The organism is Pseudomonas sp. SJZ074, from assembly GCF_007828215.1.
Lineage (GTDB): Bacteria > Pseudomonadota > Gammaproteobacteria > Pseudomonadales > Pseudomonadaceae > Aquipseudomonas.
In genome coordinates, this window is record NZ_VIUE01000049.1 from 1 (window position 1) to 24,335 (window position 24,335).

Annotated in this window: 18 protein-coding genes; 14 read left to right on the forward strand and 4 right to left on the reverse strand. The window is 61.7% G+C overall.

Annotated features, from left to right (window positions below):
* The first annotated feature begins 627 nt into the window (after positions 1–627).
* A complete protein-coding gene (locus tag FBX99_RS27980) occupies positions 628–2,238 on the forward strand; it encodes an inorganic phosphate transporter (protein WP_144931443.1) in 1,611 nt (536 codons plus the stop codon).
* 120 nt (positions 2,239–2,358) lie between these two features.
* Here FBX99_RS27980 and FBX99_RS27985 read toward each other — a convergent pair whose 3' ends face one another.
* Positions 2,359–3,282 (reverse strand): LysR family transcriptional regulator, encoded by a 924-nt coding sequence (locus tag FBX99_RS27985; RefSeq protein ID WP_144931445.1) that lies wholly within the window; start codon positions 3,280–3,282, stop codon positions 2,359–2,361.
* Positions 3,283–3,394: 112 nt separating this feature from the next.
* On the opposite strand from FBX99_RS27985, the gene FBX99_RS27990 reads away from it, so the two are divergent.
* The 13 genes from FBX99_RS27990 to FBX99_RS28050 all read left to right on the forward strand — a co-directional run bounded on the left by FBX99_RS27990 (position 3,395) and on the right by FBX99_RS28050 (position 20,729).
* Positions 3,395–4,390: an aldo/keto reductase gene (locus FBX99_RS27990; protein WP_145133717.1), complete on the forward strand. Its 996-nt coding sequence runs from the start codon at positions 3,395–3,397 to the stop codon at positions 4,388–4,390.
* 341 nt (positions 4,391–4,731) lie between these two features.
* Positions 4,732–6,606, forward strand: a complete 1,875-nt coding sequence (locus FBX99_RS27995; protein WP_144931450.1) for a 3-dehydroquinate synthase — start codon at positions 4,732–4,734, stop codon at positions 6,604–6,606.
* The gene (locus FBX99_RS28000; protein WP_144931452.1) at positions 6,603–7,493 is read left to right on the forward strand and encodes a UbiA family prenyltransferase; all 891 of its coding nucleotides are present in this window, start codon (positions 6,603–6,605) and stop codon (positions 7,491–7,493) included. Before FBX99_RS27995 ends, FBX99_RS28000 begins: the two co-directional genes overlap by 4 nt.
* Positions 7,490–8,263: an EboA domain-containing protein gene (locus FBX99_RS28005; RefSeq protein ID WP_144931454.1), complete on the forward strand. Its 774-nt coding sequence runs from the start codon at positions 7,490–7,492 to the stop codon at positions 8,261–8,263. The genes FBX99_RS28000 and FBX99_RS28005 overlap by 4 nt, the downstream gene beginning before the upstream one ends.
* A gap of 38 nt (positions 8,264–8,301) precedes the next feature.
* Positions 8,302–9,186 (forward strand): TatD family hydrolase, encoded by an 885-nt coding sequence (locus FBX99_RS28010; protein WP_144931455.1) that lies wholly within the window; start codon positions 8,302–8,304, stop codon positions 9,184–9,186.
* A complete protein-coding gene (gene eboE, locus FBX99_RS28015) occupies positions 9,183–10,412 on the forward strand; it encodes a metabolite traffic protein EboE (RefSeq protein ID WP_144931457.1) in 1,230 nt (409 codons plus the stop codon). Before FBX99_RS28010 ends, eboE begins: the two co-directional genes overlap by 4 nt.
* Positions 10,402–11,856, forward strand: a complete 1,455-nt coding sequence (locus tag FBX99_RS28020; RefSeq protein WP_144931477.1) for an alkaline phosphatase family protein — start codon at positions 10,402–10,404, stop codon at positions 11,854–11,856. The genes eboE and FBX99_RS28020 overlap by 11 nt, the downstream gene beginning before the upstream one ends.
* Positions 11,826–12,968, forward strand: coding sequence for a hypothetical protein (locus FBX99_RS28025; RefSeq protein ID WP_144931459.1), 1,143 nt, complete (start codon positions 11,826–11,828; stop codon positions 12,966–12,968). Before FBX99_RS28020 ends, FBX99_RS28025 begins: the two co-directional genes overlap by 31 nt.
* Positions 12,969–12,980: 12 nt before the next feature.
* Entirely contained in the window at positions 12,981–15,398 is a 2,418-nt protein-coding gene (locus tag FBX99_RS28030; RefSeq protein WP_144931461.1) for a hypothetical protein, read from the forward strand.
* Positions 15,399–15,458: 60 nt separating this feature from the next.
* Positions 15,459–16,382 (forward strand): hypothetical protein, encoded by a 924-nt coding sequence (locus FBX99_RS28035; protein ID WP_144931463.1) that lies wholly within the window; start codon positions 15,459–15,461, stop codon positions 16,380–16,382.
* Between the two features lie 155 nt (positions 16,383–16,537).
* Positions 16,538–17,830 (forward strand): hypothetical protein, encoded by a 1,293-nt coding sequence (locus FBX99_RS28040; protein WP_145133719.1) that lies wholly within the window; start codon positions 16,538–16,540, stop codon positions 17,828–17,830.
* A 3-nt stretch (positions 17,831–17,833) separates the two neighbouring features.
* The gene (locus tag FBX99_RS28045; protein ID WP_144931467.1) at positions 17,834–19,645 is read left to right on the forward strand and encodes a hypothetical protein; all 1,812 of its coding nucleotides are present in this window, start codon (positions 17,834–17,836) and stop codon (positions 19,643–19,645) included.
* 34 nt (positions 19,646–19,679) lie between these two features.
* Positions 19,680–20,729, forward strand: a complete 1,050-nt coding sequence (locus tag FBX99_RS28050) for a hypothetical protein (RefSeq protein ID WP_144931469.1) — start codon at positions 19,680–19,682, stop codon at positions 20,727–20,729.
* Positions 20,730–20,848: 119 nt separating this feature from the next.
* On the opposite strand, the gene FBX99_RS28055 is transcribed toward FBX99_RS28050, so the two are convergent.
* From FBX99_RS28055 to FBX99_RS28065, 3 genes are all read right to left on the reverse strand, one after another.
* The gene (locus tag FBX99_RS28055) at positions 20,849–21,355 is read right to left on the reverse strand and encodes a cytochrome P460 family protein (RefSeq protein ID WP_144931470.1); all 507 of its coding nucleotides are present in this window, start codon (positions 21,353–21,355) and stop codon (positions 20,849–20,851) included.
* Positions 21,356–21,376: 21 nt separating this feature from the next.
* Complete coding sequence (locus tag FBX99_RS28060) at positions 21,377–22,450, reverse strand: alpha/beta fold hydrolase (protein WP_144931472.1); 1,074 nt, start codon at positions 22,448–22,450, stop codon at positions 21,377–21,379.
* 83 nt (positions 22,451–22,533) lie between these two features.
* Positions 22,534–23,862, reverse strand: a complete 1,329-nt coding sequence (locus tag FBX99_RS28065) for an epoxide hydrolase family protein (RefSeq protein ID WP_144931474.1) — start codon at positions 23,860–23,862, stop codon at positions 22,534–22,536.
* Positions 23,863–24,335 lie beyond the last annotated feature (473 nt).

Below are 24,335 nucleotides of genomic sequence, written 5' to 3' on the forward strand. Positions count from 1 at the left end.
AACATGACGTTGGCCAGCAAAAACGCCAGGCCGCGCTTGGGCATGCCGCAGAACCGTTCGCGGTTTTGCAGGGCAGCAGAAGGTTGGCGGGCCAGTAAGGCGCGTTGGCGATCGTCCATGAACAGGTCTCGTTGCGAGGGGCGCAGAAGTGCCATCAAAATAGTGGCGCGATGGTAAAGAGCCATCATTTTGGCGTCAACTTTTGATTCACCGGAAAAAGAGGTTTCGTCGGAAAATCAAGGCTGCGGGAAAGTCCGTCTTCGCGAGCAAGCCCGCTCCCACAGGAGAACTCAGGGTGTATGGGATTTATGCGAATGCATCGAGACCTGTGGGAGCGAGCCTGCTCGCGATGACGGAGGCTCATTCAGCATTGATGCAAGCTGACCCACCGCTATCGCGAGCAGGCTCGCTCCCACAGGGGATAGCGGTGTGTTGGGGACACTCGCCCGAACCGCACTCATAGCTGACGCCGGTCACCATCCCGTAACAAATTGTGAATAGCATTTCCGTTGGTACTCACAACCCAACTCTTCCGCCATGCCGGCAGCAGTACATCCACCACGAGCAGCTTGGTTGCAGTGGCAAAGAGAGCCGGAACTGCGCTTCCTTCATGAATCGGATGCCATCATGACCACCCCGACCCTCGTCTCAGATTCGATAAGCCCCATCTCAAGACCGCAGCTCAACCGCAAGCCGAGCATGCTGACCCTGATCGTATTTTTTGCCGTGCTGGCCACCGGGCTGCTGTTCACCGCCTATAGCCTGGTCCGTGACATGGGCGAGTTCGGCACCGTGGTCACCACCTGGACGCCGTTCCTGTTGCTGGGTGTGGCGCTGCTGATTGCCCTGGGCTTCGAGTTCGTCAACGGTTTTCACGACACTGCCAACGCCGTGGCGACGGTGATTTACACGAACTCCATGGCGCCGAATTTCGCGGTGGCCTGGTCGGGGTTCTTCAATTTTCTCGGGGTACTGCTGTCCAGCGGTGCGGTGGCTTTCGGCATCATCGCCTTGCTGCCGGTGGAACTGATTCTGCAAGTCGGGTCGTCGGCCGGTTTCGCGATGATCTTCGCTCTGCTGATCGCCGCGATCCTGTGGAACCTCGGCACCTGGTGGCTGGGCCTGCCGGCTTCGTCCTCGCACACCCTGATCGGCTCGATCATCGGCGTCGGCGTAGCCAACGCCCTGATGCACGGCCGTGACGGCACCAGCGGGGTGGATTGGGCCCAAGCGGCCAAAGTCGGCTACGCCCTGCTCCTCTCACCCCTGGTGGGTTTCGGCTGTGCCGCGCTGCTGTTGCTGGCGTTGCGAGCCTTCGTCAAGAATCGCGCCCTGTACAAGGCACCGGAAGGCAATACGCCGCCACCGTGGTGGATTCGCGGCATGCTGATCGCCACCTGCACCGGCGTGTCGTTTGCCCATGGCTCCAACGATGGCCAGAAAGGCATGGGGCTGATCATGTTGATCCTGGTGGGGACGTTGCCGATGGCCTATGCGTTGAACCGCACCATGCCTGCCGATCAAGCCTTGCAATTCGCCGCCGTGGCCGAAGTCACCCAGCAGGCCCTGGTCAAAAGCGCACCGCAACCGGCACCGGCAGATCCCCGGGCGGTCCTCTCCGATTTCGTCCGCAGCAAGCAAGCCACACCGCAGCTGGTGCCTGCCCTCGCCGCCCTCACCGGTGCCATCGGGGCCGAGGTCAAGGGTTACGGCTCATTGGCCAGGGTGCCCGCCGAAGCCGTGGGAAACGTGCGTAACGACATGTACCTGACCAGTGAAACCATTCGCCTGATGGACAAGAACAAAGTCGGCCATTTCGACGCCGACACCAGCGGCAAGCTGCAACTGTTCAAGCAGCAGATCGACAACTCCACGCGGTTCATTCCGCTGTGGGTGAAGATCGCCGTGGCCATCGCCCTTGGTCTCGGCACCATGGTCGGCTGGAAGCGGATCGTAGTGACAGTGGGTGAGAAGATCGGCAAGAGCCACCTCACCTACGCCCAGGGCGCCTCGGCGGAAACCGTCGCGATGCTGACCATCGGCGCCGCCGACATGTTCGGCTTGCCGGTGTCCACTACCCATGTGTTGTCGTCGGGGGTGGCCGGGACCATGGTCGCCAATGGCTCGGGCTTGCAGATGCGCACAATCCGTAATCTGCTGATGGCTTGGGTACTGACATTGCCGGCGGCGATTCTGTTGTCGGGCAGCCTCTACTGGCTGCTGACCCAATTGTTCTGACGGATGTTTTGCTGTCCACGGTGTAATAACAAGTCGTCATGACCATGAGCCCTGGCGCTACTGCTCCGGTAGTGGGCGCCAGGAACCGCCGGCATTTGCACTGCCTGCCTACACAGGCGACTAGATTTTCACCATCAACTCTCCCCGCCTATCCGCCTCCCCGTGCAACACCTCGATCACCCAGTCGATGAACACCCGCACCCGCGGCGACAGTTGTCGGTGGGGTGGGTACACGGCTGAAATCGGCCACAGCGGCACCGCGTAGTCGCTCAGAACCTGGATCAGGCGCCCTTCGGCCAACTGCCGCTGAACGTGGTAGCGCGGCACTTGGATCAAGCCAAATCCTGCCTCGCAGGCACTGACATAGGCATCGGCATTGTTGACGGTCAGTTCGCCCGGCATTTGCATCTCGCGCACCTGCCCCGCCACCTCGAATTCGAAGGGGAAGTATCGACCATTGCCGGAGGCGAAGCTGATGGCGCGGTGCGTCGCCAGATCCTCCAGCTGCCGAGGCGTGCCCGAGCGGGCCAGGTAGTCGGGGCTGGCGCAGGTCAGTTGATGCAGTCGCACGATGGGCCGTGCCACCAAGGCCTGGTCGGTGATATTGCCGGCGCGGATCGCGCAATCCACGCCTTCGCGTTGCAGATGCACCTGCCGGTCGTGAAAGCCAATGTCCAGTTGCAGCGCCGGGTAGCGCCGATAGAAATCCGCCAGGCGCGGCAGGATCCAGTGGCAACCGAAAGCGATGGGCATGTCCACCCGTAAGGTGCCGCGAGGTTGGCTCCGTTGGGCCGACAGCGAACCTTCGAGGTCATCGAGATCGTCGAGCAGTTGCCCGCAACGCTGGTAATAGGCCTCACCATCGAGCGTGGCGCGCACTTGCCGGGTGGTGCGCTGCAGCAGTTGCACGCCCAGGTGTGCTTCGAGCTGCTGGATCAGCAGGCTGACGGTGGCCCGGGGCAGATCGAGGTCATCCGCGGCCTTGCCGAAACCGCCCAGTTCGACAATGCGCCGGAACACCTGCATGGCCTGTAAACGATCCATTGGTACGCCTCACTATTCAGGAATCACGAATAGTTAAACCAATATTCATGGATTTATCCATGTAATCGTTTAGCGGAAACTGAGCATGTCATTCATCTGCAGGAGCAACATCATGAAAACCCGCCAACTGGGCCACCAAGGTCCTTACGTTTCCGCCATCGGCCTGGGCTGCATGGGCATGTCGGACTTCTATACCACCGGCGTCGATGAAAGGGAGTCGATTGCCACGCTGCACCGCGCGCTGGAACTGGGGGTGACGATGTTCGACACCGCCGACATGTACGGCCCTCACACCAATGAAGAACTCCTCGGCCGAGCCTTGAAAGGCAAGCGTGACAACCTTTACCTGGCCACCAAGTTCGGCCTGGTGCGCAGCAGCGATCCCCATGCCCGGGGCGTCAACGGCCGGCCCGAATACGTCCGGCAATCCGTGGACGGCAGCCTCAAGCGTCTGGGGACCGATTACATCGATCTCTACTACCAACACCGCATCGATCCCCAAGTGCCGATTGAAGAAACCATCGGGACCATGGCCGAGCTGGTCAAGGCCGGCAAAGTCCGCCAGATCGGCATTTCCGAAGCCAGCGCCGACACCATCCGACGGGCGCACGCGGTGCATCCACTGGCCGCGGTGCAAAGCGAATATTCGTTGTGGTCTCGCGAGCCCGAACACAATGACGTACTCGACACCTGCCGTCGCCTGGGCATCGCGTTTGTCGCCTACAGCCCATTGGGCCGCGGTTTTCTGACCGGCGAGCTGAAGACACCGGAAGACTTCGCCGCCGATGACTATCGCCGCTTCAACCCGCGCTTCCAGGCAGACAACTTCAACCGCAACCTGATGCTGGTGGACCGGGTCAAGGCACTGGCTGCGAACAAACACATCAGTGCTTCACAACTGGCCCTGGCGTGGGTGCTGGCCCAGGGTGACCACATCATCCCGATTCCGGGGACCAAACAGCGCAAATACCTGGAGAGTAATGTGGCAGCCGTCGAGGTGGTCTTGAGTGCCGACGAATTGGCCCAACTGGATGAGATTTTCGGCGCCAATGAGGCCGTGGCGGGCGAGCGGTACGATGCCCGGACGATGACATTGTTGGATGGTTGATTGGAGCGGCTGATATCACCGTCGGCTGATCCACCGCCATCGCGAGCAGGCTCGCTCCCACACTGGACTTGGGTGTACACGGCATTTGCGTACACCACCAGCCCCTGTGGGAGCGAGCCTGCTCGCGATGGCGGTGATACCTGTCGACAAAAATCAATTTGCCATCAAATCGCCTTGCAAAAAGACGATGCCCGTCTAGATTCAAAACTGTCTTCACAAGCGCAACCCAACACACCTGGGTCAGCCCCAAGCGAGAGCCTTTATCGACCTGAAAATCACCAGACGCTGCTTTTAGATTACTGACACGGAATCAGTCAAAAATATAAAAGAGGGATGCTTTGATGAAGCGTAGCCGGTGGTTTCGTGCGCTCGCGCAAAAGGGGCCAGCCATGCCTTTCTGGCTGTCACTGATCTGCTTCTCTGGCTTGGTGATCGCCAGCTTCGTGCTGTTCGAACAACAGATCCAGGACTCCCTGACCCATCTCAACCTGTACCTGCCTACGACGCCGTCCCAGAAACTCAACCTGGCGCTGTTGCTGATCGCCCTGCTGACGCTGGACGTAGTATTGCCGGTGCCGTCGAGCATGGTTGCGCTGCTGGCCGTGGCGATGCTTGGCAGCGTGGGTGGGTACCTGGTGATTTTCCTCGGGCTGTGCCTGGGGGCCGGGCTGGGTTATGCCTTGGGCGCCGGTTATTTCCGACTGCTATCGGGCCGACTGGGTCTGCACCAGCGCCAGCCGGGCCAGTTGGGGTATCGGCTGGGCACGCTGTCGTTGATCTGCCTGCGGGGCGTGCCGGTGTTGGCGGAAACTTCGGTGGTGGCGGCTGGGATGCAACGTTACCCGTTGCGAGCGTTCGTGCCGGTGACGGTCCTGGCCAACGCTGGCCTGGCGCTAGCCTACAGCGCCATCGGCACCTTCCTCGTCGAGCAGAATGCGTTGCTGGTGACCCTGCTCGCCAGCATGGTCTTGCCCGGGTTGTTCATCGTCGGGTACAGCCTGTTCAAAAACCTGCGCAAGCGCGACACCGAGCAATCCCTGCGCGGGCGTTTCGAGGTCAGTTATGACTACCCGGTGATATTCACCGATCATCTGTTCGACCCGCTCAATCCCTGTCTTCATCGCCAGCTCACCAGCCGACAACGAGGCCCGGTGACGGTCCTGGCGTTCGCCGATGAACAACTGCTGCACAGCATCCCATCGTTGCCGGAACAGATCGACGCCTACTTCACCGCCCATTCCGCGGACTTGCATTTGCAAGCGCCACCGATTGCCGTACCGGCCGGCGAACTGAGCAAGGATGCACAAGTGCTGCAGCAACTCTACAGCGACATGTTGCAGCACGGCCTGGACCGGCATTGCTACGTGCTGGCCCTGGGCGGTGGTGCGGTGCTGGATGCGGTGGGTTATGCCTGCGCCACTTTCCATCGCGGCATGCGTCTGATCCGTATCCCGAGTACCGTGCTGGCTCAGAACGACGCGGGCATCGGTGTGAAGAACGGCATCAACGCCTTCGGCCAGAAGAACCTGCTCGGTGCGTTCTACCCCGCCACGGCAGTGATCAACGATTTCCAGCTACTGATCAGCCTCAGCCATCGCGATCAGATCGCCGGCTTGGCCGAGGCGGTGAAAGTCGCGCTGATCAAGGACCAGGCTTTCTTCCAATGGATGGAGCAACAAGCCGACGCCCTCGCCCACTTCGATCATGCCGCCAGCCGCTATGCCATCCGCCGCTGCGCCGAGCTGCATCTGGCGCACATCACCGGTGCCGGCGACCCGTTCGAGCGCGGGAACGGTCGTCCGCTGGACTACGGCCACTGGGCAGCGCACAAGCTGGAAAATCTCAGTCATCACCGGCTGCGCCACGGTGAAGCGGTGGCGGTGGGCATCGCCCTGGACAGCCTCTACGCCAACAGCCTGGGACTGTTGAGCGATGCCGACAGCGAGCGCATTCTGCGCCTGCTGCTCAAGCTCGGCTTCTGTCTCAACCCTGCGGAACTGAATCTCAAGGATGCCCAAGGTCGTTCGCGGGTGTTGCTCGGGCTGGAAGAGTTCCGCCAGCACCTGGGCGGGGAGCTCTCCATCCCCATGCTCAATCGGATCGGCGAATCCCTGGACCTGCATGAGATCGATGCCGCTCGAATGGAGCAGGCACTGCAGCGCCTGTGCGCCCTCGGTGATCCGACGCTCACCTTGAGCGAAGGTTGCCCGCAATGAGCCAGGCACCACTGAACTTCAAGACCTGGATGACCCTGGGCCGGGTCTCCAACCTGCCCACGGTATGGACCAACACCCTGGCCGCCGCCCTGCTCGCCAGCAGCGCCGGAGCGCTGGCGCCACCGTCGTCCCTGGAGTGGCTCCTGCTGCTGGCCGCCCTGTCGCTGCTGTACCTGGCCGGCATGTTGTTGAATGACCTGCTGGATGCCGACTGGGACCAACAACACCAGAATCCTCGCCCCATCACCCTGGGCCTGGTCAGCCGCCAGCAGGTGCGGTTGGCCACGGCATTGTTGCTGATGCTCGCCGCTGCGGCACTGCTGGGCCTGAGCCGGTTGATCGATCAACCGCACTGGCTGCTGGGCAGCGCCACCCTGCTGGTAGCCTGCATCCTGGGCTACAACGTGTTGCACAAGAAGTACGCCCACAGCGTCTGGCTGATGGGCGCCTGCCGCTCGGCGCTCTACCTCACGGCGGCGGCCAGTCTGGCGATTCCGCCAGGGCCGATCTGGCTCTGCGCGATGCTGCTCGGCGTCTACATCAGCGGCCTGACCTATCTGGCCCGCCAGGAACACCGCAATCAGTTGCTCAGCCGCTTGCCCCTGCTGCTGATGCTGAGCCCGTTGGTGCTGGCGTTCTACTCCAATAGCGTCTGGTTCTGGCCGGTCATGCTGCTCTGGCTGGGATGGCTGGGCCGCAGTTACTGGCGTCACCTGGCGCAACCAAATCAACGGCAGGTACGGGCGTTCATCGGTGCCGGGCTGGCGGCCCTGCCACTGTTCGATGCCCTGGTGCTGGCGGTGGCTGACCAACCACTGGGCAGCCTGGCCTGTGTCCTGGTGTTTTTCCTGCTCCCACACTTCCAACGCTGGGTCAAACCGACATGAACACGGACGTTACCGCGCCGTCATCGACGGCCCTTGAAATGCGGCAGGATTGCCTCGCCGAACCTCGCCAGTTGCTCACGCAACGGCTCGACGATGCCGAGCGGCAATGGTGGGATCAGGCCCGGGAACAGCTGGGCCAACGCCCGGACGCAACGACTGCAGCGCTATTGAGCAGCCAGTGCAAGCGTCATCTCAAGGAACATGCGCTGCCCGGCAAGGCCGACTGGAGCACCGTGCAGCTCACACGGGCATTGCTGCTGGTCCAGGTACTGGAGCAACAGTCCGCCGGCGAGCAGTTGCCTCTGCTCCGTCAGTTGTTCCTGTGGGGCGACGACCAGGAGAAGATCGCGCTCTTGAAAGCCCTCGACTGGCTCGACAGCCAGGGGGCGTGCGTGGAGCTCGCCTTGCAAGCCGGGCGCACCAGCAACAGCCAGGTGTTTGCCGCACTCGCCCTGGACACCCTCTATCCGTCCCGTCACTACGACGACCGGGCCTTCCATCAACTGGTGTTGAAGGCCCTGGGCATGGGGCTCGACGTGCGGCGCCTGCTCGGCCTGACACAACGGCGCAGCGTCAGCCTCAACCAACTGGCTCTCGACCTGTTGGCCGAACAGCTCGCCGCCGAACGCACGGTGTCCGCCGGGTTGCCGCTGGTCATCGACTTCGACCTGCTCAGCCCGGCGCAACGCCAACGCCTGGTCGGCCTCGGCCAGCAGCAACGCCTGCCGCCGGAATGGCACGACGACCTGGCCCACATCCCACTGAACTGATGCCCGACGGCTCCCTGCTTTCTTGATGAGGACTCACCATGCCCAAGTACTTCGATCCGCACATCCATATGGTCAGCCGCACCACCGATGACTACCAGAACATGGCGGCTGCCGGCATCACCGGGGTCATCGAACCGGCCTTCTGGCAGGGCCAGGCCAGGACCAGTGTCGGCAGCTTCATCGACTACTTCGACACCTTGCTGGGCTGGGAGCGCTTTCGCGCCAGCATGTTCGGCATCCATCACTTCTGCACCATCGGCCTCAATCCCAAGGAAGCCAACGACCTGTCGATTGCCAACGAAGTACTGGAGATCTTGCCGCGCTACCTGGTCAAGGACGGCGTGGTGGCGGTCGGCGAAGTCGGCTACGACGACATCACCCCGCAAGAGGATCGCTTCCTCGCCGCGCAACTGGAACTGGCCCGGCAGTTCAATCTGCCAGTACTGGTGCACACCCCACACCGCGACAAGATCGGCGGCACCAAGCGGACCCTGGCGGTCATTCGCGAAGTCGGGATTGCCGAGCGCCTGGTGATCATCGACCACCTCAACGAACTGACCCTGCCCCTGGTGCTGGAAACCGACTGCTGGCGTGGCCATTCCATCTACCCCAATACCAAGATGTCGGAGCAGCGCATGGTCGCCCTGTTGCAGCAGTACGGTACCGAGAAAATGGTGGTCAACAGCGCCGCCGACTGGGGCATCAGCGACCCGCTCAAGGTGCCGAAAACCGGCCAGGCCATGCTGGCGGCCGGCTTCAGTGAAGCGCAGGTCGAGCAAGTGTTGTTCCACAACCCGGTGGACTTCTTCGCCCAGAGCGGCCAATTGGACAAGACCCAGGTCAGCACGCCGTTGCCCATCGACCAGCGGCGGCAGTGGCAGGAAAATTCCGCCCTGCGCGGCCAGGAACCGGTGATCAAATGAACGTCGGCACGGGTTGGCAAGCCGCGCAGGTCGGCTATTGCAGCAACGTGCACCCGACCCGTGATCTGGCCGGGCTGCGCTCGTCCATTGAACGGCATTTCAAAGGTGTGCGTATGCTGCGCAGGCTCGACGAACAGGACAGCGGCCTGTGGATCAGCGCCCTCGCCGCCGCCGAACTGCAACAGACGGCGGCGCGCACGGACTTCCTCAGCCTGCTGCAGAGCAGCGGGCTACGCCTGACCTCGCTCAACGGTTTTCCCTATGGCCAGTTTCATCAGGGCACGGTCAAGGCCGAGGTCTACCTGCCCAGTTGGGCCGATCCGAAGCGGCTGGTGTACAGCTTGAACCTGGCAAGGATCCTTGCCGAAGCCTTACCGGTAGACTGCGATCAAGGGGTGATTTCCACCGTGCCGCTGGGTTACGCCGCCCATTGGAATGCAATTTTGCACCGGTGCGCCGAGCATCAGTTACGCCAACTCACCGCCTCGCTGCATAGGCTGCATCAGGAGACCGGCAAGAAGATCGTGTTCTGCCTGGAGATGGAACCGGACTGTGTGCTGGAACACACCGACCAGGCCATCGCCTTCTTCCACCGCCTGCAAGCCAGCGATCCGCACCATGATCATCTGGCGCTGTGCTTTGACGTGTGTCACCAGGCGGTGGTCTTCGAGGATTGCTATCGGTCGCTGGACAAGCTGCGCCAGGCTCGGGTGCCCGTGGGCAAAATCCAGTTGTCCAACGCCCTGATCTGCCAACTGCCCCAGGAGTTCGAGCGCCGCGAACAGGTCCTCAAGACCCTGGGGGATTTTGCCGAAGCCACCTATCTACATCAGGTGAAAGCCCGCGACGGGCAGGATCGCCTGGCGGCGTGGGCGGACCTCCCCGCCGCCCTCGACGAATACGCAAAAAACCCTGAGCAACATCCCGAGTTGCGGATTCATTTCCACATTCCGCTGTTCAGCGAACACTTGCTGCTGCCCGAACTCAGCGGCAGCCAGATCGCCCTGGCGCAGACCTTCGACTTCCTCGCTAACCACAAGGATTTCTGTCCGGTACTGGAAGTGGAAACCTACAGCTGGGGTGTCCTGCCCGAGCAACTGCGTCCCACCACCGCTCATGCCCAACTCCAGGGCATCGCCAGAGAGCTGCGCTGGGTCGAAGAGCAACTGCGCCAACGGCACCTGCTGCAACCCCAAGCGCGGGAGGCCTATGCCAATGCCCTCTGAGCGCCCGCGCCAACCGCTGCTGCTGATCAACGTCGTGGGGCTGACCCCGGCGCTGCTGGGCGCGTCGACGCCGCACATCAATGCGCTGCTGAAGACGGCCAGGATGGCCACCCTGCAACCGGTGTTCCCGGCCGTCACCTCGTCGGTACAAGCCTCGATCCTCACCGGGCGCCCCCCCTCGGAACACGGCATCGTCGGCAACGGCTGGTATTTTCGCGACCAGGCCGAAGTACGTTTCTGGTTGCAGCCCAATGCCCTGATCCAGGGCGAGAAGGTCTGGCACACACTCAAGCGCCGGCTTCCCGACTTTCGCTGCAGCCAGTTGTTCTGGTGGTACAACATGTACGCGGACGTGGACGCCGCCATCACCCCGCGCCCGCACTATCCCGCCGATGGTCGTAAGCTGTTCGGCCTGTATTCGGCACCGCCGACGTTGCACGAACGTATCGAACAGCAGATCGGTGAGTTTCCGTTCCCGGCCTTCTGGGGACCGGCGGCGGGCATTGCGTCGAGCCGCTGGATCGTCGACTGCGCCATCGCCGAGTTCGAGATCAACCGCCCCGATCTGCAGTTGACCTACTTGCCTCACCTGGACTACAGCCTGCAACGCCTGGGGCCTGATCATCCATCGATCGCCGGTGAAGTACGCGCCATCGACACTGAGGTGGGTCGTCTGCTGGACTTTGCCCAGGCGCAAGGCGCGGCGGTGATGTTGCTGTCCGAATACGGCATCGAGGCCGTCCGCCAATCGGTGTCCATCAACCGGTTATTGCGCTCGGAAGGTTTGTTGCAAGTGCGTCAGTCCCTGAGCTGGGAATTGCTCGACCCCGGCGCCAGTGCCGCGTTCGCTGTCGCCGATCATCAAATCGCCCATGTCTATGTGAAACAGGCGCAGGACATTCCTCGGGTCAAGGCGCTGTTGCTGCGCCAGCCCGGCATCGAGCAGGTGTTGGATAAGGCCGAACAGCAGGCCTGGCAACTGGATCATCCGCGTAGCGGTGAGCTGGTGGCCGTGGCCGAGCCGGGTCATTGGTTCGATTATTACTACTGGCTCGACGACCGCAAGGCCCCCGACTTTGCCCGCACCGTGGACATTCACCGCAAGCCGGGCTACGACCCCCTTGAGCTGTTCATCGACCCGGCCATTCGTTTCCCAAGCTTGAAAGTGGCGCGCCGCCTGCTGCAGAAGAAGCTTGGCTTTCGCTACTACATGGACCTGATTCCACTGGACACCGGACTGGTTCGCGGCAGCCATGGACGCCTGCCCGACAGCGAGCTGACCGGCCCGCTGCTCATCACCAATTGTGATCTGCCATTGCCCCAGCGGCTTGCGGCTACGGCGGTGAAACAACTGCTCCTGGAACACTTCCTGGGGCGCCCTCACACCGACAAGGCCAATGCCAAGGAGCTTCCATGCGGCGAGCCATTTCCATCACAGTTCTGAGTGCCCTGGCCGGTTTGGCCCAGGCCGAGAACACCAACACCTTCGATTGCACCAACTTCCTGCAGTTCGGAACGAACATCGACCAGACCCGGGCCGCGTTCAACAAGAGCCCCGAGACCATGGCCTGGAACTGGTTCGTCTGCCTGAATCAGCCCGTCGTCCAGGGCAGCCCCGACCTCGAGTGGGAAACCATGAAGCCCTCCGACCAGGTCTACCTGCCCAATGGCGCCGCGCCGGGCACCTATGACCATCGTGTGCCGCCGCCGGATCAGGTCATTGCGCAAGCCAAGGCGCAAGGGATGAACCTGACCCGCACGATCCACAACCTCAATGCCACCCAGCAGGTCGATGGCCTGATCCTGCAAATGGGCGGTGCCGTGCCCGCGGACCAGAAAGGACAAGCCGTACGCTTTCAATTGCTGATGGGCAAGGACACCTACGATTACATCCTGCAACGCAAGGTCTACAACATGAATGGCCAGAGTGTCCTGCCAGACAATCTGGTATTCCCCTCCACCGCCTGGGAGTTGAAGTCCGCCTGGTTGTGGATTGGCACGGACACAGCTTACAAACAGACGCTGACGAACGATGGCTACTACATTGCCCAGGCCTATTACAAGAATGACGACGGCAGCTACGAGGTCGGCTACGCGGCATTGAGCGGCCTGCACGTGATCAACAAGCTGACTCCCAGCTGGGTCTGGACTACGTTCGAAAACATCAACAACCGCAAGTACACCGTCACCAACGCCCCATCGTCCAAGCCGATGACCAACACCACGGGGCCGACCCCGGCGGCTCAACCGGTCAATACGCAATTCCAGACCACTTACCCGGCGCTGTCGAAGTACGAACTGATCGGGGTGGAGTACCAGCCCATCAACCAGGTGCTGGCGAACTCCCAGCTGGAATCGGCGTTCCAGAGCACCTCGTCCTGCCTGGCCTGCCACAGTACGGCCGCCTACTCACGCGATGATGGCTACTTCAATTTTGCCCTGACGCATACAGGCGGCATTACCTACCCGACAGCCCCGCTGCCGGAATCGGACTTCGCCGGTTACAAGAAACTGGACTTTGTCTGGTCGCTGAAACGCGCCCAGTGGCAACGCTAAGGAGAGCATCACATGAGCGTATTGAATTTTCCTCGCATCTACCTCAACGGCCATATGTTCTGGAACCCGCCGACGGCCAACAACAACGATGTGTTCCCGCTGTATGACGCGGTCAACATGGACATTAACTGGCCGTTCATGAGCCACTTCGACATCACGCCCACGAACGCCCCCACCCTGCTGATGCCCTGGACCACCACGCCCCTGCAGATGAACGACTTGCCTGACTATGTGCTTCAGGTGCCAGGCAATGGCCGTGCTGGAAATTACCCATACATGCCGGCCGAGTGGGACCTGTTTGGCGACAACGCCTGTGGCACGGTAGACTACAACACCATCCACTCCACGATCATCGGCGGCGAGCTACAAGCCAACAGCTACATCGCCCAGGACGCATTGATCGGCAAGAACTACCAATTGCTTGGCAACCCCTTTGGCAATGCCGGTCCTACCGCCGCGCGTTTCGTAGACATCAGCCCGTGGCAGAACACCTTCACCGCGTTGTACTTCGACAAACTGGTGCTGGGGGATGCCACGTGCGGCCTGACGCTCAATCGCCAGTACCGGATGATGGACCGTTTCCTGAACTTCGAATGGGCAGGCGACTTGCATGGCCTGGTATATGTCAGCGTCACCTGGCAAACCTGCTTTTCCCAGGACAACGTGCAATGGGCCATCGGCGACTCGAACCTGCTGAAAAACCTTCAGCAGCAGATGACGCAACAAGGGGCGCAGGGGCTGATGTTCAGGTTCTCCACCTACCTGACCTGTTACGACATGAACGGCGTTTTCAACGACTTCCCTTACATCAACTCCCGCTCTCATGACCTCGATGTCATGAAGCAGATGCAACTGATGTATGACAAGGGCTTGAACAACGTCGCGGACATTTTCTTCAACCCCGCCTACAGCCGTACCGCCGCGACCCTGGGTCTCTGGTTCGCCGACGAATACCCCACCGCCCCAGGCGGGCTGCGCCTGATACCCGATCACGTCGTGTCTGTTTCCCAACCGGGCCAGGCCAAGCAGAGCATCAAGTTGGGCGTAACCTCAGTGCAGATCACCGACAACATTCTGTCGCTGGACCTGGCCAATACTTTTCCGTCTTATCCCGTGAACCCCAACGTCGCCAACCTGGACATCGCGGCAGTGGATACCAGCATTCCCATTGCGGTCCCGGAAAAATTCCAGGCCGGCAACTATCAACTGGGCGTCAACCAGAACGGATTTTTCACGCCCGTGGTCAGCTTCGGTTACGAGCATTACCAACAGTCCGCTTTCAACCTACGCTCAGGCCTGCTGGACTTCACCCTCAGCGATGCCGATAAAGCGCTCCTGCAGACCGGCTCGCTGGAGCTGCACCAGCAAGATTCGGCCCAGCCCAACGCTGTACGCGCGGCCCTTCAGCAGGAGTGGACCGCCGAAGTGATCGAGAGCGGCAGCTTCATCAATGTGGGAGACCACGCCACCCTGAGCATCATGGTGCAGCAAAACGGCCAGCCGGCCGCCAACACCACGCTGTGGGTGGCGGAGTATGACAATCCCTACATGGTGACCTCCAGCGACTACTACCTGGCCTTCAGCAATGACGCCGATTTCACGCTGTTCTATGACCACCCGGACCACCGCGAACTGAACGCACCCAATCTGCCGCAATTCACCGGAGCCCCCCCGATACCCAACTATCGGAGCACCGGCGCGGGACGCCGGCTTACCAACCTGGAAAAGGTAGACGACTCAATAGGAAAAGCCATCAGTTATCAGCAGTTCCTGCGGGGCGAGGGCAAACCGATTGCGGTCGATCTGCGCCCGTGCCTGGCCTTCGACGCAGGCATCTATGTCACCGGGACGCTGGCCAACGATCAGTCCACCCAGATCAACTATTCCTATGTCATGACCACCACCAACGACAAAGGCATTGCCCAAGTGAGTTTCAAGGGAGTGGCCCCAGGCTTCCCCACCTTGCGGTTTATCGTGAAGGACAGCGATAAAGACCCGACCATTCCCTTCAGCTTCCCGATCATCCAGGCCCACATCGACTTTCTCGCTCCGCTGCGGGTCCTGCCACTGGACTTCAAGCTGCAGCAGGACTTCGTCAACACCTGGAACGACATCTACCTGAAGCCGACCGCGGCCAAGGAGCTGTGGGACGGCTTCATCTATCCACGCATCCTGCAATCGTTCTACTACCTGTACCCGATCATGAATAAATACATGCCGCTCGACTCCCAGGCACGGGTCGAAGGCGCCATCGACCAGTTCATCGTACTGATCAAAAAGGAGTACCAGGATGAAAGCACGCTGGCGATGCCCATCACCCGCGACATGTCTCAAAGCCGTCGCTCGGTACTGGAGCTATGGGCCAAGCGCCTGGTCAAGCACAACTATCCGCCACAGCAACTTCATATGAGCGACTACGACGACCTTTGACGGTTTGCCCAGCACCACCGGGTGGCGGATCCGCTACCCGGCACTTCACAGGAGTGTCCTATGAAAGCCAGCATCTTGAAACGGCTGTTGCTGCTGACCCTGCTGTTCAGTCCTTGGGTTTTTGCCCAACAGGACAGCGGCGCGGTGTATTTCACCATGGGGGTGCACAACACCGAAGGCTGCAACGAACAGAACGGCAACTGCATCGCCAACCGCGCACCGGGTGACCCTTCCGACCCGTTCTTCCCGGCGTTCTGGATCAGCGACTGGACCATGTACCGGGTGATGCACAACTACCAGAAGAACCCGCCGCCCTACAGCAACCCGCCCACCACCCTCACCCCGGCGGACTACACCGTCTCGCGTGGCACCAGCTACTACGACACCACCTACATCCCGCCGGATGGCGACGGCTTCGGCGCGATGATGGAGCACTACGAAAAATACTGCCTGCCGATCTTCCCGATCAAGAACAACAACTACACCTGCTCCTTCGTGTCCCTGGGCAACAAGGCGTACTTCCTGACCTACCCGCAGGATCGCCCCAAGGACATGCCGGCGTGCTGCATGTTCTCGCCGATGAACCATCCGCCACGACAGGATTTCATCCAGCACCTGCCCTACAGTGCCGCGCGCAGCCAGAATCTCAATGGCAGCGTGCAGGCCTATGCCCTGGACCTCGACTCACCGCAGGGGCCGATCCTGTTCGGCTACGCCTTCTACAAAGAGATGTCAGGGCAACCGCCCTACCGGCATCCGCAGTCGTTCTACTTTTCCGGCGACGCCAGCGTCGCCAACGCCCCCATCGTCAGCCAGAACTACACCAACTTCCGCATCGCCAAGCCCGACCCGGCCCAGACCTGGGCACAGGTGGCCGCCATGTGTCCGTCGAATCCGCCGCCCTGCAAGTTGTTCGAGCCGCCGGCTTCGCAGAGCAACGGCCAGAAGGCTCAGTGGAACAAGCTGATGCAGCGCAAGCCCTGAAAACTCACAAGGATTTATGTGACAAGGAGATTGTGGCGAGGGAGCTTGCTCCCGCGAGGCTACGAAGTAGCCCCAGAAATACCGGGAGCGCTGCGCACTCCAGCGGGAGCAAGCTCCCTCGCCACACGTGAATCGACTCAAGACGAAGGATTGCCATGAAAACGTTCACCATGATGATACTGGGGCTTGCCAGCCTGCCTGCCCTGGCCCTGGATCAAACCCAGAACCAGAGCAAACCGACACAGGCCAGCACCCTCAATTGCCAGCCCCCCACTTCCGCGCCCGCCGCCAATGCCAGCCAGGATCTGTTCGATCAGTACAGCTGGCAGATGTTCATCGCCATGAACTGGCCCGCCCAGAATGGGCAACGCGGTGATCCCGACTGCAGCAAACAACCTGGGGACGCCGGCTACACCGTCTGGCAAACCTACAAGACCGTGGAGGAAATCTTCCTGCCGCAGGGGGCGGATCCGGGCCCCTGGAATACCCCGCAGAAAGCCAAGAGCCTGGGCATCATCAACATCGCGGCGCTGAAAAACAGCACCCAGGTGAACGCCGTCGACCAGGCCGTCGGTGGCTGGCTGATCGACCAGGCCGGCAACCCGACCTACTACGATATCTCGGCCAACGAGACCTCCTATGACTACATCGTCAATAATCAGTACTACAACGCCGATGTCGTCTCCAAGGCCAACAACATCAACTTTCCCAACGGCGTCATCGAGATCAAGTCGAGCTGGCGCATCCTGACCACCAGCGACAATGCCAGCCGCTACCTGACCCAACTCGCCCGCGTCGCCACCTTCGATGACCAGGGCCAGCGCACCGGCGTGACCGAGGCCTACCTGGGCCTGGTAGGCCTGCACATCATCACCAAGGTGAACGGCTATCCGCAGTGGATCTGGTCGACTTTCGAGCAGATCGACAATGTGCCGCCCAAGACGCTGGTGCATGGTCAGTGGGTCGACCAGCCGGCATCGGGCATGGCCTATTCCTACTTCAACGCCAACGCACCCGCCGCCAGCCTCAACCAGTCGCCCTGTGACTGGCAGCCCCAAGGCGCACACCTGGTCTGCGTGCCCAAGCCTGGGACTACGTTCCAGACCCCCAACCCATTGAACCGGGTCACGCCGATTGCCGAAGTCACCGACCAGGTGAACGCTGACTACCGCAGCAACCCCGACCTGCAGAAAAGCGTGTTGAAGTACTACCAGCTCATCACCACCCAGCGCCCGCTGATGCCGGACAACCCCAGCAATCCCCTGGGCCAGCCGACCCCATCGCTCTCGGCCAACGTGACCATGGAGAGCTACATCCAGCCCAACAGCAGTTGCATGAACTGCCACTCCATGGCGACGCCGGTCAAGAGCCCCTACAAGGCCGATTTCTCCTACCTGTTCAAATTCGCCAATTCGCCGGTCATCAAATCCATCAAGGACGAGGAATAAATCATGAGCATCCTGAACGGGCCCCGACTGAATTTCTGGGGTGGCATCCGCACTGACGTCAGCCTGCCGAACAACTCCCCTACCATTCCTTACAACGGCAACGACGACTGGCCGCTCTTCGACCTGACCACCTCGACCCTGGCACCGGGTGCGCAGTCGTACACCGACGATCAGTTGAACAACATGATCAATGCGCCCACTGGCAACTACTACACCGCCGGCGGCTGGAATCACTACGGGCAACACGTCGTCGACATGCAGAACGCCTTGATCAGTTCCCAGGGGATACCGGGCAGCATCAGCACTACCGGTGACCTGGTGGGCCAGCCGGTCTACCTGCTCGGCTCGGTGGATCCGGTGACCCAACAGGGCCCGGTTTCCGGTCCGATGATGGTGGACCTGGACCCCACCTCCTCGACCACTACCCAGATCTTCGTCGGTGGCCTGCAGATCGGCGGCACCAGTGACATCCAGTTGTTGATTCACAGCAACACCGTGTGCAGCAGCTTCGACGTGGCCGGGCGAGTTTTGTTGCCGGCGAAGATGGACGCGCCGGGCTCCTTCCATGCCAGCGGCACGTTCCAGTTGACCTTTCCCCTGAGCAGCATCGTCAGTTGGAACCAGAACAGCGCCGGTCTGCGCGCGATCATCCAGGCGCCAGGGGCGACGGGGATCGTCCTGCGTTTCGTCATGTTCGAGATGTGCCCGACGATGACCACCGAGCAACTGGACGCCGACTACGCGGCCGGCAAGTACACACCCAACCCGAGCATCGGCCGGGTCATCGGCACATTGGCCCCGGCTTTTGCCGACGAGCCGCTGAGTTGCCAGCCGGGCCGACAACTGGTCAACCAGGCCACGGGGAATGCCGGCTATGCCGACCTGGGCGCCAGCAACGGTTACCTGAGCATCGACATGGTGAATGTCATTCCGAAGGAAACCTTTCGCGCCGTCAGGGACGACATCACCAGCCCCATCGGCCCCAACGCCAACTACGGCCCCGTCACCGTCTCGGCCGGTACCACCGCCCTGGCGACCCTGGACCCGACCAGCAGCCCGCTGCTGAACTACTACGTGTATGGTGGCATCGTCGACTTGCCCATGACCGCCAGCCAACAGCAGGCGGTGCGGACCAGCGCCCTGGCGATCAACGCCCCCGGCAAGGTCGCCGGCACCACGCTGCAAGCGACTGAATCGACCTATCGGCTCTATGCCGACCAACGCAATGTCTATCTCGAGGATTACCCAAAAGGCCTGTCGATCACCCTGCAGGTCCGATACCTGGGCGGCCCGGTAACCAGCACCACCGAAATTGACCTGAAAGCGGCTCCGCCTGCCGCGTATACGGAACCGCAGTATTGGGATTTCCTCGACTTCCCCGACTCGCTGACCGTAAACCCCGGGCAGCTTTCCGTCAGTTTCCCCGTCACCGTCAAATCGAACAGTGCCGCCCAGGCGGGTTTCGTGGCCCTGACCTGCACCGCCAACGGTCTGGACAGCAGCGCCTGGTTTACCAACTTCCGCAAATACGCCCAGACCGATTTCGGTATCCCCAAGGGCACCCCCATCACCTGGCCGCTGATGTACCCCAACGTCCTGCGCTTCCATTACCTGGCCTTCCCCGCCATGTCGCGCTACATCCCGCTGAACCAGCCCGACGCGATCATGGGCGCCAAGAATGCCATCCTGGCGCGAACGTCGGATGCCTACAAAGGCACCACCTTGTTCATGCCCGTGGTGCGCTCGATGTCGCCCTGCCAGCGGGCGCTGCTACGGGCCTACCTCACCGGTGAGCCGTGGCAACCGCCGCAGTGATCGCATCCCACCCTTCATGACGGAGAGCCGCTTCATGTCTATTCATATACCTGCGCAACCCAGCCAAAGCCTGCGCCCGAGTATGATCATTGCCGAAGGCCTGCTGAACCCTCGCGGCGTCTGCGTGCGACCCGACGGCAGCCTGTTACTGGTCGAAGCCGGCTCCGGCCTGCCGGAACAGACCTTCAGCGGTCGCATCAGTCGCCTGCGACCCGATCCCCAGCGGCCCGGCGTCTACCTGCCCCGTGAAACGCTGGCGGACGGGTTTCGTGCCATGAACATGCAGCTACGCATGCTGCGTGACGAAATAATGGGGCTGTCGGACGTGGCCTGCGGAGAGGGGCGCTACCTGGTCAGCCAGACCGATTACATCGAGGGTTCCAAACTATTGGACATGCAATTCACACCGCCCGAACCGGTGTTTCGCAGCCGTGGCAATCTCAATGCCCTGTGTTATCACCCCTCTCGCCGCAGTTGGCTGGCGGTCAAGCCTGATACCAATCAGTTGGTGGAGTTCGTCGACGGCCAGGACGAGCGGGTACTGGTCCAACTGCCCGCGCTGGACCAGGGCCAGGAAGCCGTGCCCGTGACGTTGGTGTACGAACCGGCGACGGACGCTGTGCTGATCAGCCTGTTCTCCGGCGAACGACAAGACGACTCTGCGCGCAAGGGCATCGACTTCGTCGACAAGGCGGGCCAGGTGATCCGGGTCCATCCCGGCAGCGGGCAGATCGAACGGCTGATCGATGGCCTGCAACTGCCCACCGGCCTGGCGCTGTGCCCGGCCGGAAACGTGCTGGTACTGGAACTCTGCGACCGCCTGCAACAACCCCTGCTGCCGGACTGGAACGGCGAACCCCTACACGGCGGCTTCACCCGGTTCAGCGGTCGATTGCTGAGCTGCAACCTGCAGACCACCCAGGTCACCGTGCTCGCCCAAGGCCTGGATACCCCATCCAACCTGTGCGTAGTGGAGGATGCCGTGCTGGTGAGCGAAGGCATGGGCCTGACCGGAAGGCCACTGCCCGCGCCCGACGGCCATGTCGTCCCGCTGAGCGGCAGACTTCGGCGGGTACAGCTTTGACGACGCGGGATAAGCCAACATCGCCGCAAGCTGTCCCGCCGCCTTCGCGAGCAAGCCGGGCCGGCCGTGCAGGCCAATGCGATTATGACTTTTTCATGGAAACTCCTTGGACACCTGGTTTATGGAGCGAGACGCGTAAAGACAAAATCGTGGTTCTGCACCCGCGCCTGGTGGCAGGCGAAACAGGTCTGGTGCTGGGCCTCGTCGGCGGGCTTACCGTTGATAAAGCGACCGAAGCCCCAACCGCCGGTTGACGCATACTTCTTCGAGTCCTTGACCATCACCTGGACGGTGGTGGCCGCTCCAGAAATCGACGCCGGCTCGAACTCAGGTGACTGCACGTGCTTCCAGGCCAGCTTCACCAGGACCGTGCCGTCGGGGAACGGCAGCGTCGAGTCCTGGTAAGCCTTTATGGCCCGGTCATTGCCCAGCACCGCTCGAAGCTCGTTCAGCGGCTCGGCTTCCTGCGCCGGCGCGATCAGTTGCCATGTGCGGTACCCCTCGGGAAGCGTCACCCCATAGATCGGTGAAGCCTCGCCGCTGCCGGTATCGCCCAAGGCGACGCCGGCGGTGATCAACGCCACCGATGCAACCGCGGCGGACGCGGCCAGATGCTTGAATTTCATCGTCGAGCTCCTCGTACCGAGTCAGAGATGATCAGCATCGATCACGGCCTGGGCGAAGGCTTGCGGGGCCTCCTGAGGCAAGTTGTGACCGACACCGCCGCTGATCAACCGGTACTCGTACTTGCCGGTAAAGCGCTTGGCATAGGCCTCGGCCGGTGGGTGCGGCGCGCCGTTGGCATCGCCTTCAAGGGTGATCGTCGGCACCCCGATGGACGGGAACGTCGCGAGTTTCTTCTCCAGCGCGTCGTACTTGGCCTCGCCCTTGATCAGACCCAGGCGCCAGCGGTAGTTGAAGATCGATACCGGGACGTGGTCAGGGTTCTGCAACGCGGCGGCGCTGCGGTCATAGGTCGCGTCGTCGAAGTCCCACTTCGGCGAGGCCAGTTTCCAGATCAGCTTGGCGAAGTCGTGGGTATTTTTTTCATACCCCAGGCGACCACGCTCGGTGGCAAAGTAGAACTGGTACCACCACTGCAACTCGGCGGCCGGTGGCAACGGCGCCTTGCCGGCGTCCTGACTGCCGATCAGATAGCCACTTACCGCCACCAATGCCTTCACCCGCTCCGGCCACAGCGCCGTGACGATGTCGGCGGTGCGCGCGCCCCAGTCATAGCCACCGAGCACGGCCTGCTTGATGTGCAAGGCGTCCATGAAGTCGATCAGGTCGCTGGCAAGCGCGGCAGGCTGACCGTTACGCACGGTCTTGGCCGACAGGAAACGTGTATCGCCATACCCCCGGGCATAGGGAATCAATACGCGATAGCCCTTCTGGGCCAGTGCCGGCGCCACATCGGTGTAGCTGTGGATGTCGTACGGCCAGCCGTGCAGCAGGATGACCACCGGCCCATCGGCGGGACCGACCTCGGCATAGGAAACGTCCAGCAGCCCCGCCTTGACGTGCTTCAACGGGCCGAACGAAGTGTTGGTTCCGGGCGTGATGGCGCCGATGGTACCGGCCGGCACCTCGGCAGCGCTGGCCTGTGACGAGGTCACGGCCAGGGCGCCCAACTGCATCATGGCGATCGCCAGGACAGCCGGCGCGAGCAGACGCCGGTGCCGCGGTTTGGAGGTGTGGTTCAACAGGGTCTTGGTCATGGTGAGTCTCCCTTGCGAACCGCCGTTCGGCGGTCGCGGGTTGTGAAATCGAAGGTGTCTGCCGGACGCACTGCGGTGCCGGATTATTTCGCCGCCGCACGCAGTGGCCGGAATGCTTCACGCAATTCTTCGCTGAACAGCTGCGGCTGTTCCCAGGCGGCGAAGTGACCGCCCTTGCTGACTTCTTTGAAGTAGGACAGCGACGGATAGGCGCGCTGTGCCCAGGTCTTCGGTGCCTGATAGATTTCGTGCGGGAACACCGTGATCGCCACCGGCACCTTGATGTCGGTGGTCTTCTGCGCGGCTGCGCTGAAATTATTGTTGTTGTTCTCCCAGTAGAAACGGGAAGACGACGCCCCGGTGTTGGTCAGCCAATACAGGCTGATGTCGTCGAGCATCTCATCGCGGCTGAGCACGCGTTCAGGCTTGCCGTCACTGTCGGTCCAGGCCGCAAACTTCTCGTACATCCACGCCGCCGTACCGGTGGGCGAATCGGCCAGCAGGTAGCCGATGGTCTGCGGCCGGGTCACCATCATCGCGCCGTAGGCCGCGTTACGACCGAAGAACGTACTCAGGGAGGTGTAGGCCCGGCGTTCCGGATCGGTCAGCCCGGCGGGTGCCGCATCGCCGCTGTTGATCGGCTTTACCAGCTCCGGCGGCACGGTGGCCGGCATGTTCAGGTGGATACCCAGCAATCCGGGCGGCGCCAGGCGGCCCAGCGCATCGGAAATCACCGAGCCGTGATCGCCGCCCTGGGACACGTAATGGCTGTAGCCCAGGCGCTTCATCAGCACGTCCCAGGCCTTCGCCACCCGGTCGGGGCCCCAGCCCAATTCGGTGGGCTTGCCGGAAAAACCATGGCCGGGAATCGACGGGATGATCACATCGAAGGCATCTTCCGCGCGGCCGCCGTAAGCGGTCGGATCGGTCAGCGGGCCGATGGTCTTGAGGAACTCGAACTGCGATCCCGGCCAACCATGGGTGAGGATCAGCGGCATGGCGTTGGGGTGGCGCGAACGCACGTGGATGAACTGGATGTCGACGCCATCGATGGTGGTGATGAACTCCGGCAGGGCATTGAGCTTGGCCTCGGCCTTGCGCCAGTCATAACCGTCTCCCCAGTACTTCACCAATGCCTGGACCTGGGCCAGTTGTACGCCTTGGGAGACGTCGTTGACGGTTTCCTTGTCGGGCCAACGGGTGGCCGCAATACGTTTGCGCAGTTCGCTCAACTGCGCTTCATCGACGTGAATATGGTACGGGCGAATCGCCTCCGACCCGGCCGGTGCGGCGCTGACGGATAGACCGTCCGCAGCCAGGGTGACACCGCTACCGGCAAGCAGGGCAAGACCGACAACAGCGGACGACGCCAGGCAACGCTGCCAGGTAAAAACGGAAGAAGCTGCATGCATGATGGATCTCCATTTGAAAGTCCGTGGTGAGAAAGCATTGGCTCTCTCGACGCAGCTCATTTAAGGCCGGGCAGGTATCGCGGATATGTCAGCAACGGCCCGTAAAGAAACAGTCCGTATCGGCATGGGGGTTGGATACACAGGGATACATTGGAACTCAACCACGGAACTGTGGGAGCGGACTTGCTTGCAAAGGCGGTGGCACATTCAACATAGAGGCAAGCTGACCTACCGCTTTCGCGAGCAAGCCCGCTCCCACAGGGGATCTGGGGTGGGCAAGGGGTCTGTGGGCGATTCGGACAACCATGTGGGAGCGAGCCTGCTCGCGATGACGGCGGCACAGTCAACATCCATGCAAACTGACACACCGCTATCGCGAGCAGGCTGAACTGGCTTAATGATCCCGGACACCTCTTAAGGGCGATATGATTCGCCCCATCAGGAGGATCCATGCAAGAGCGAAAGACCTACAC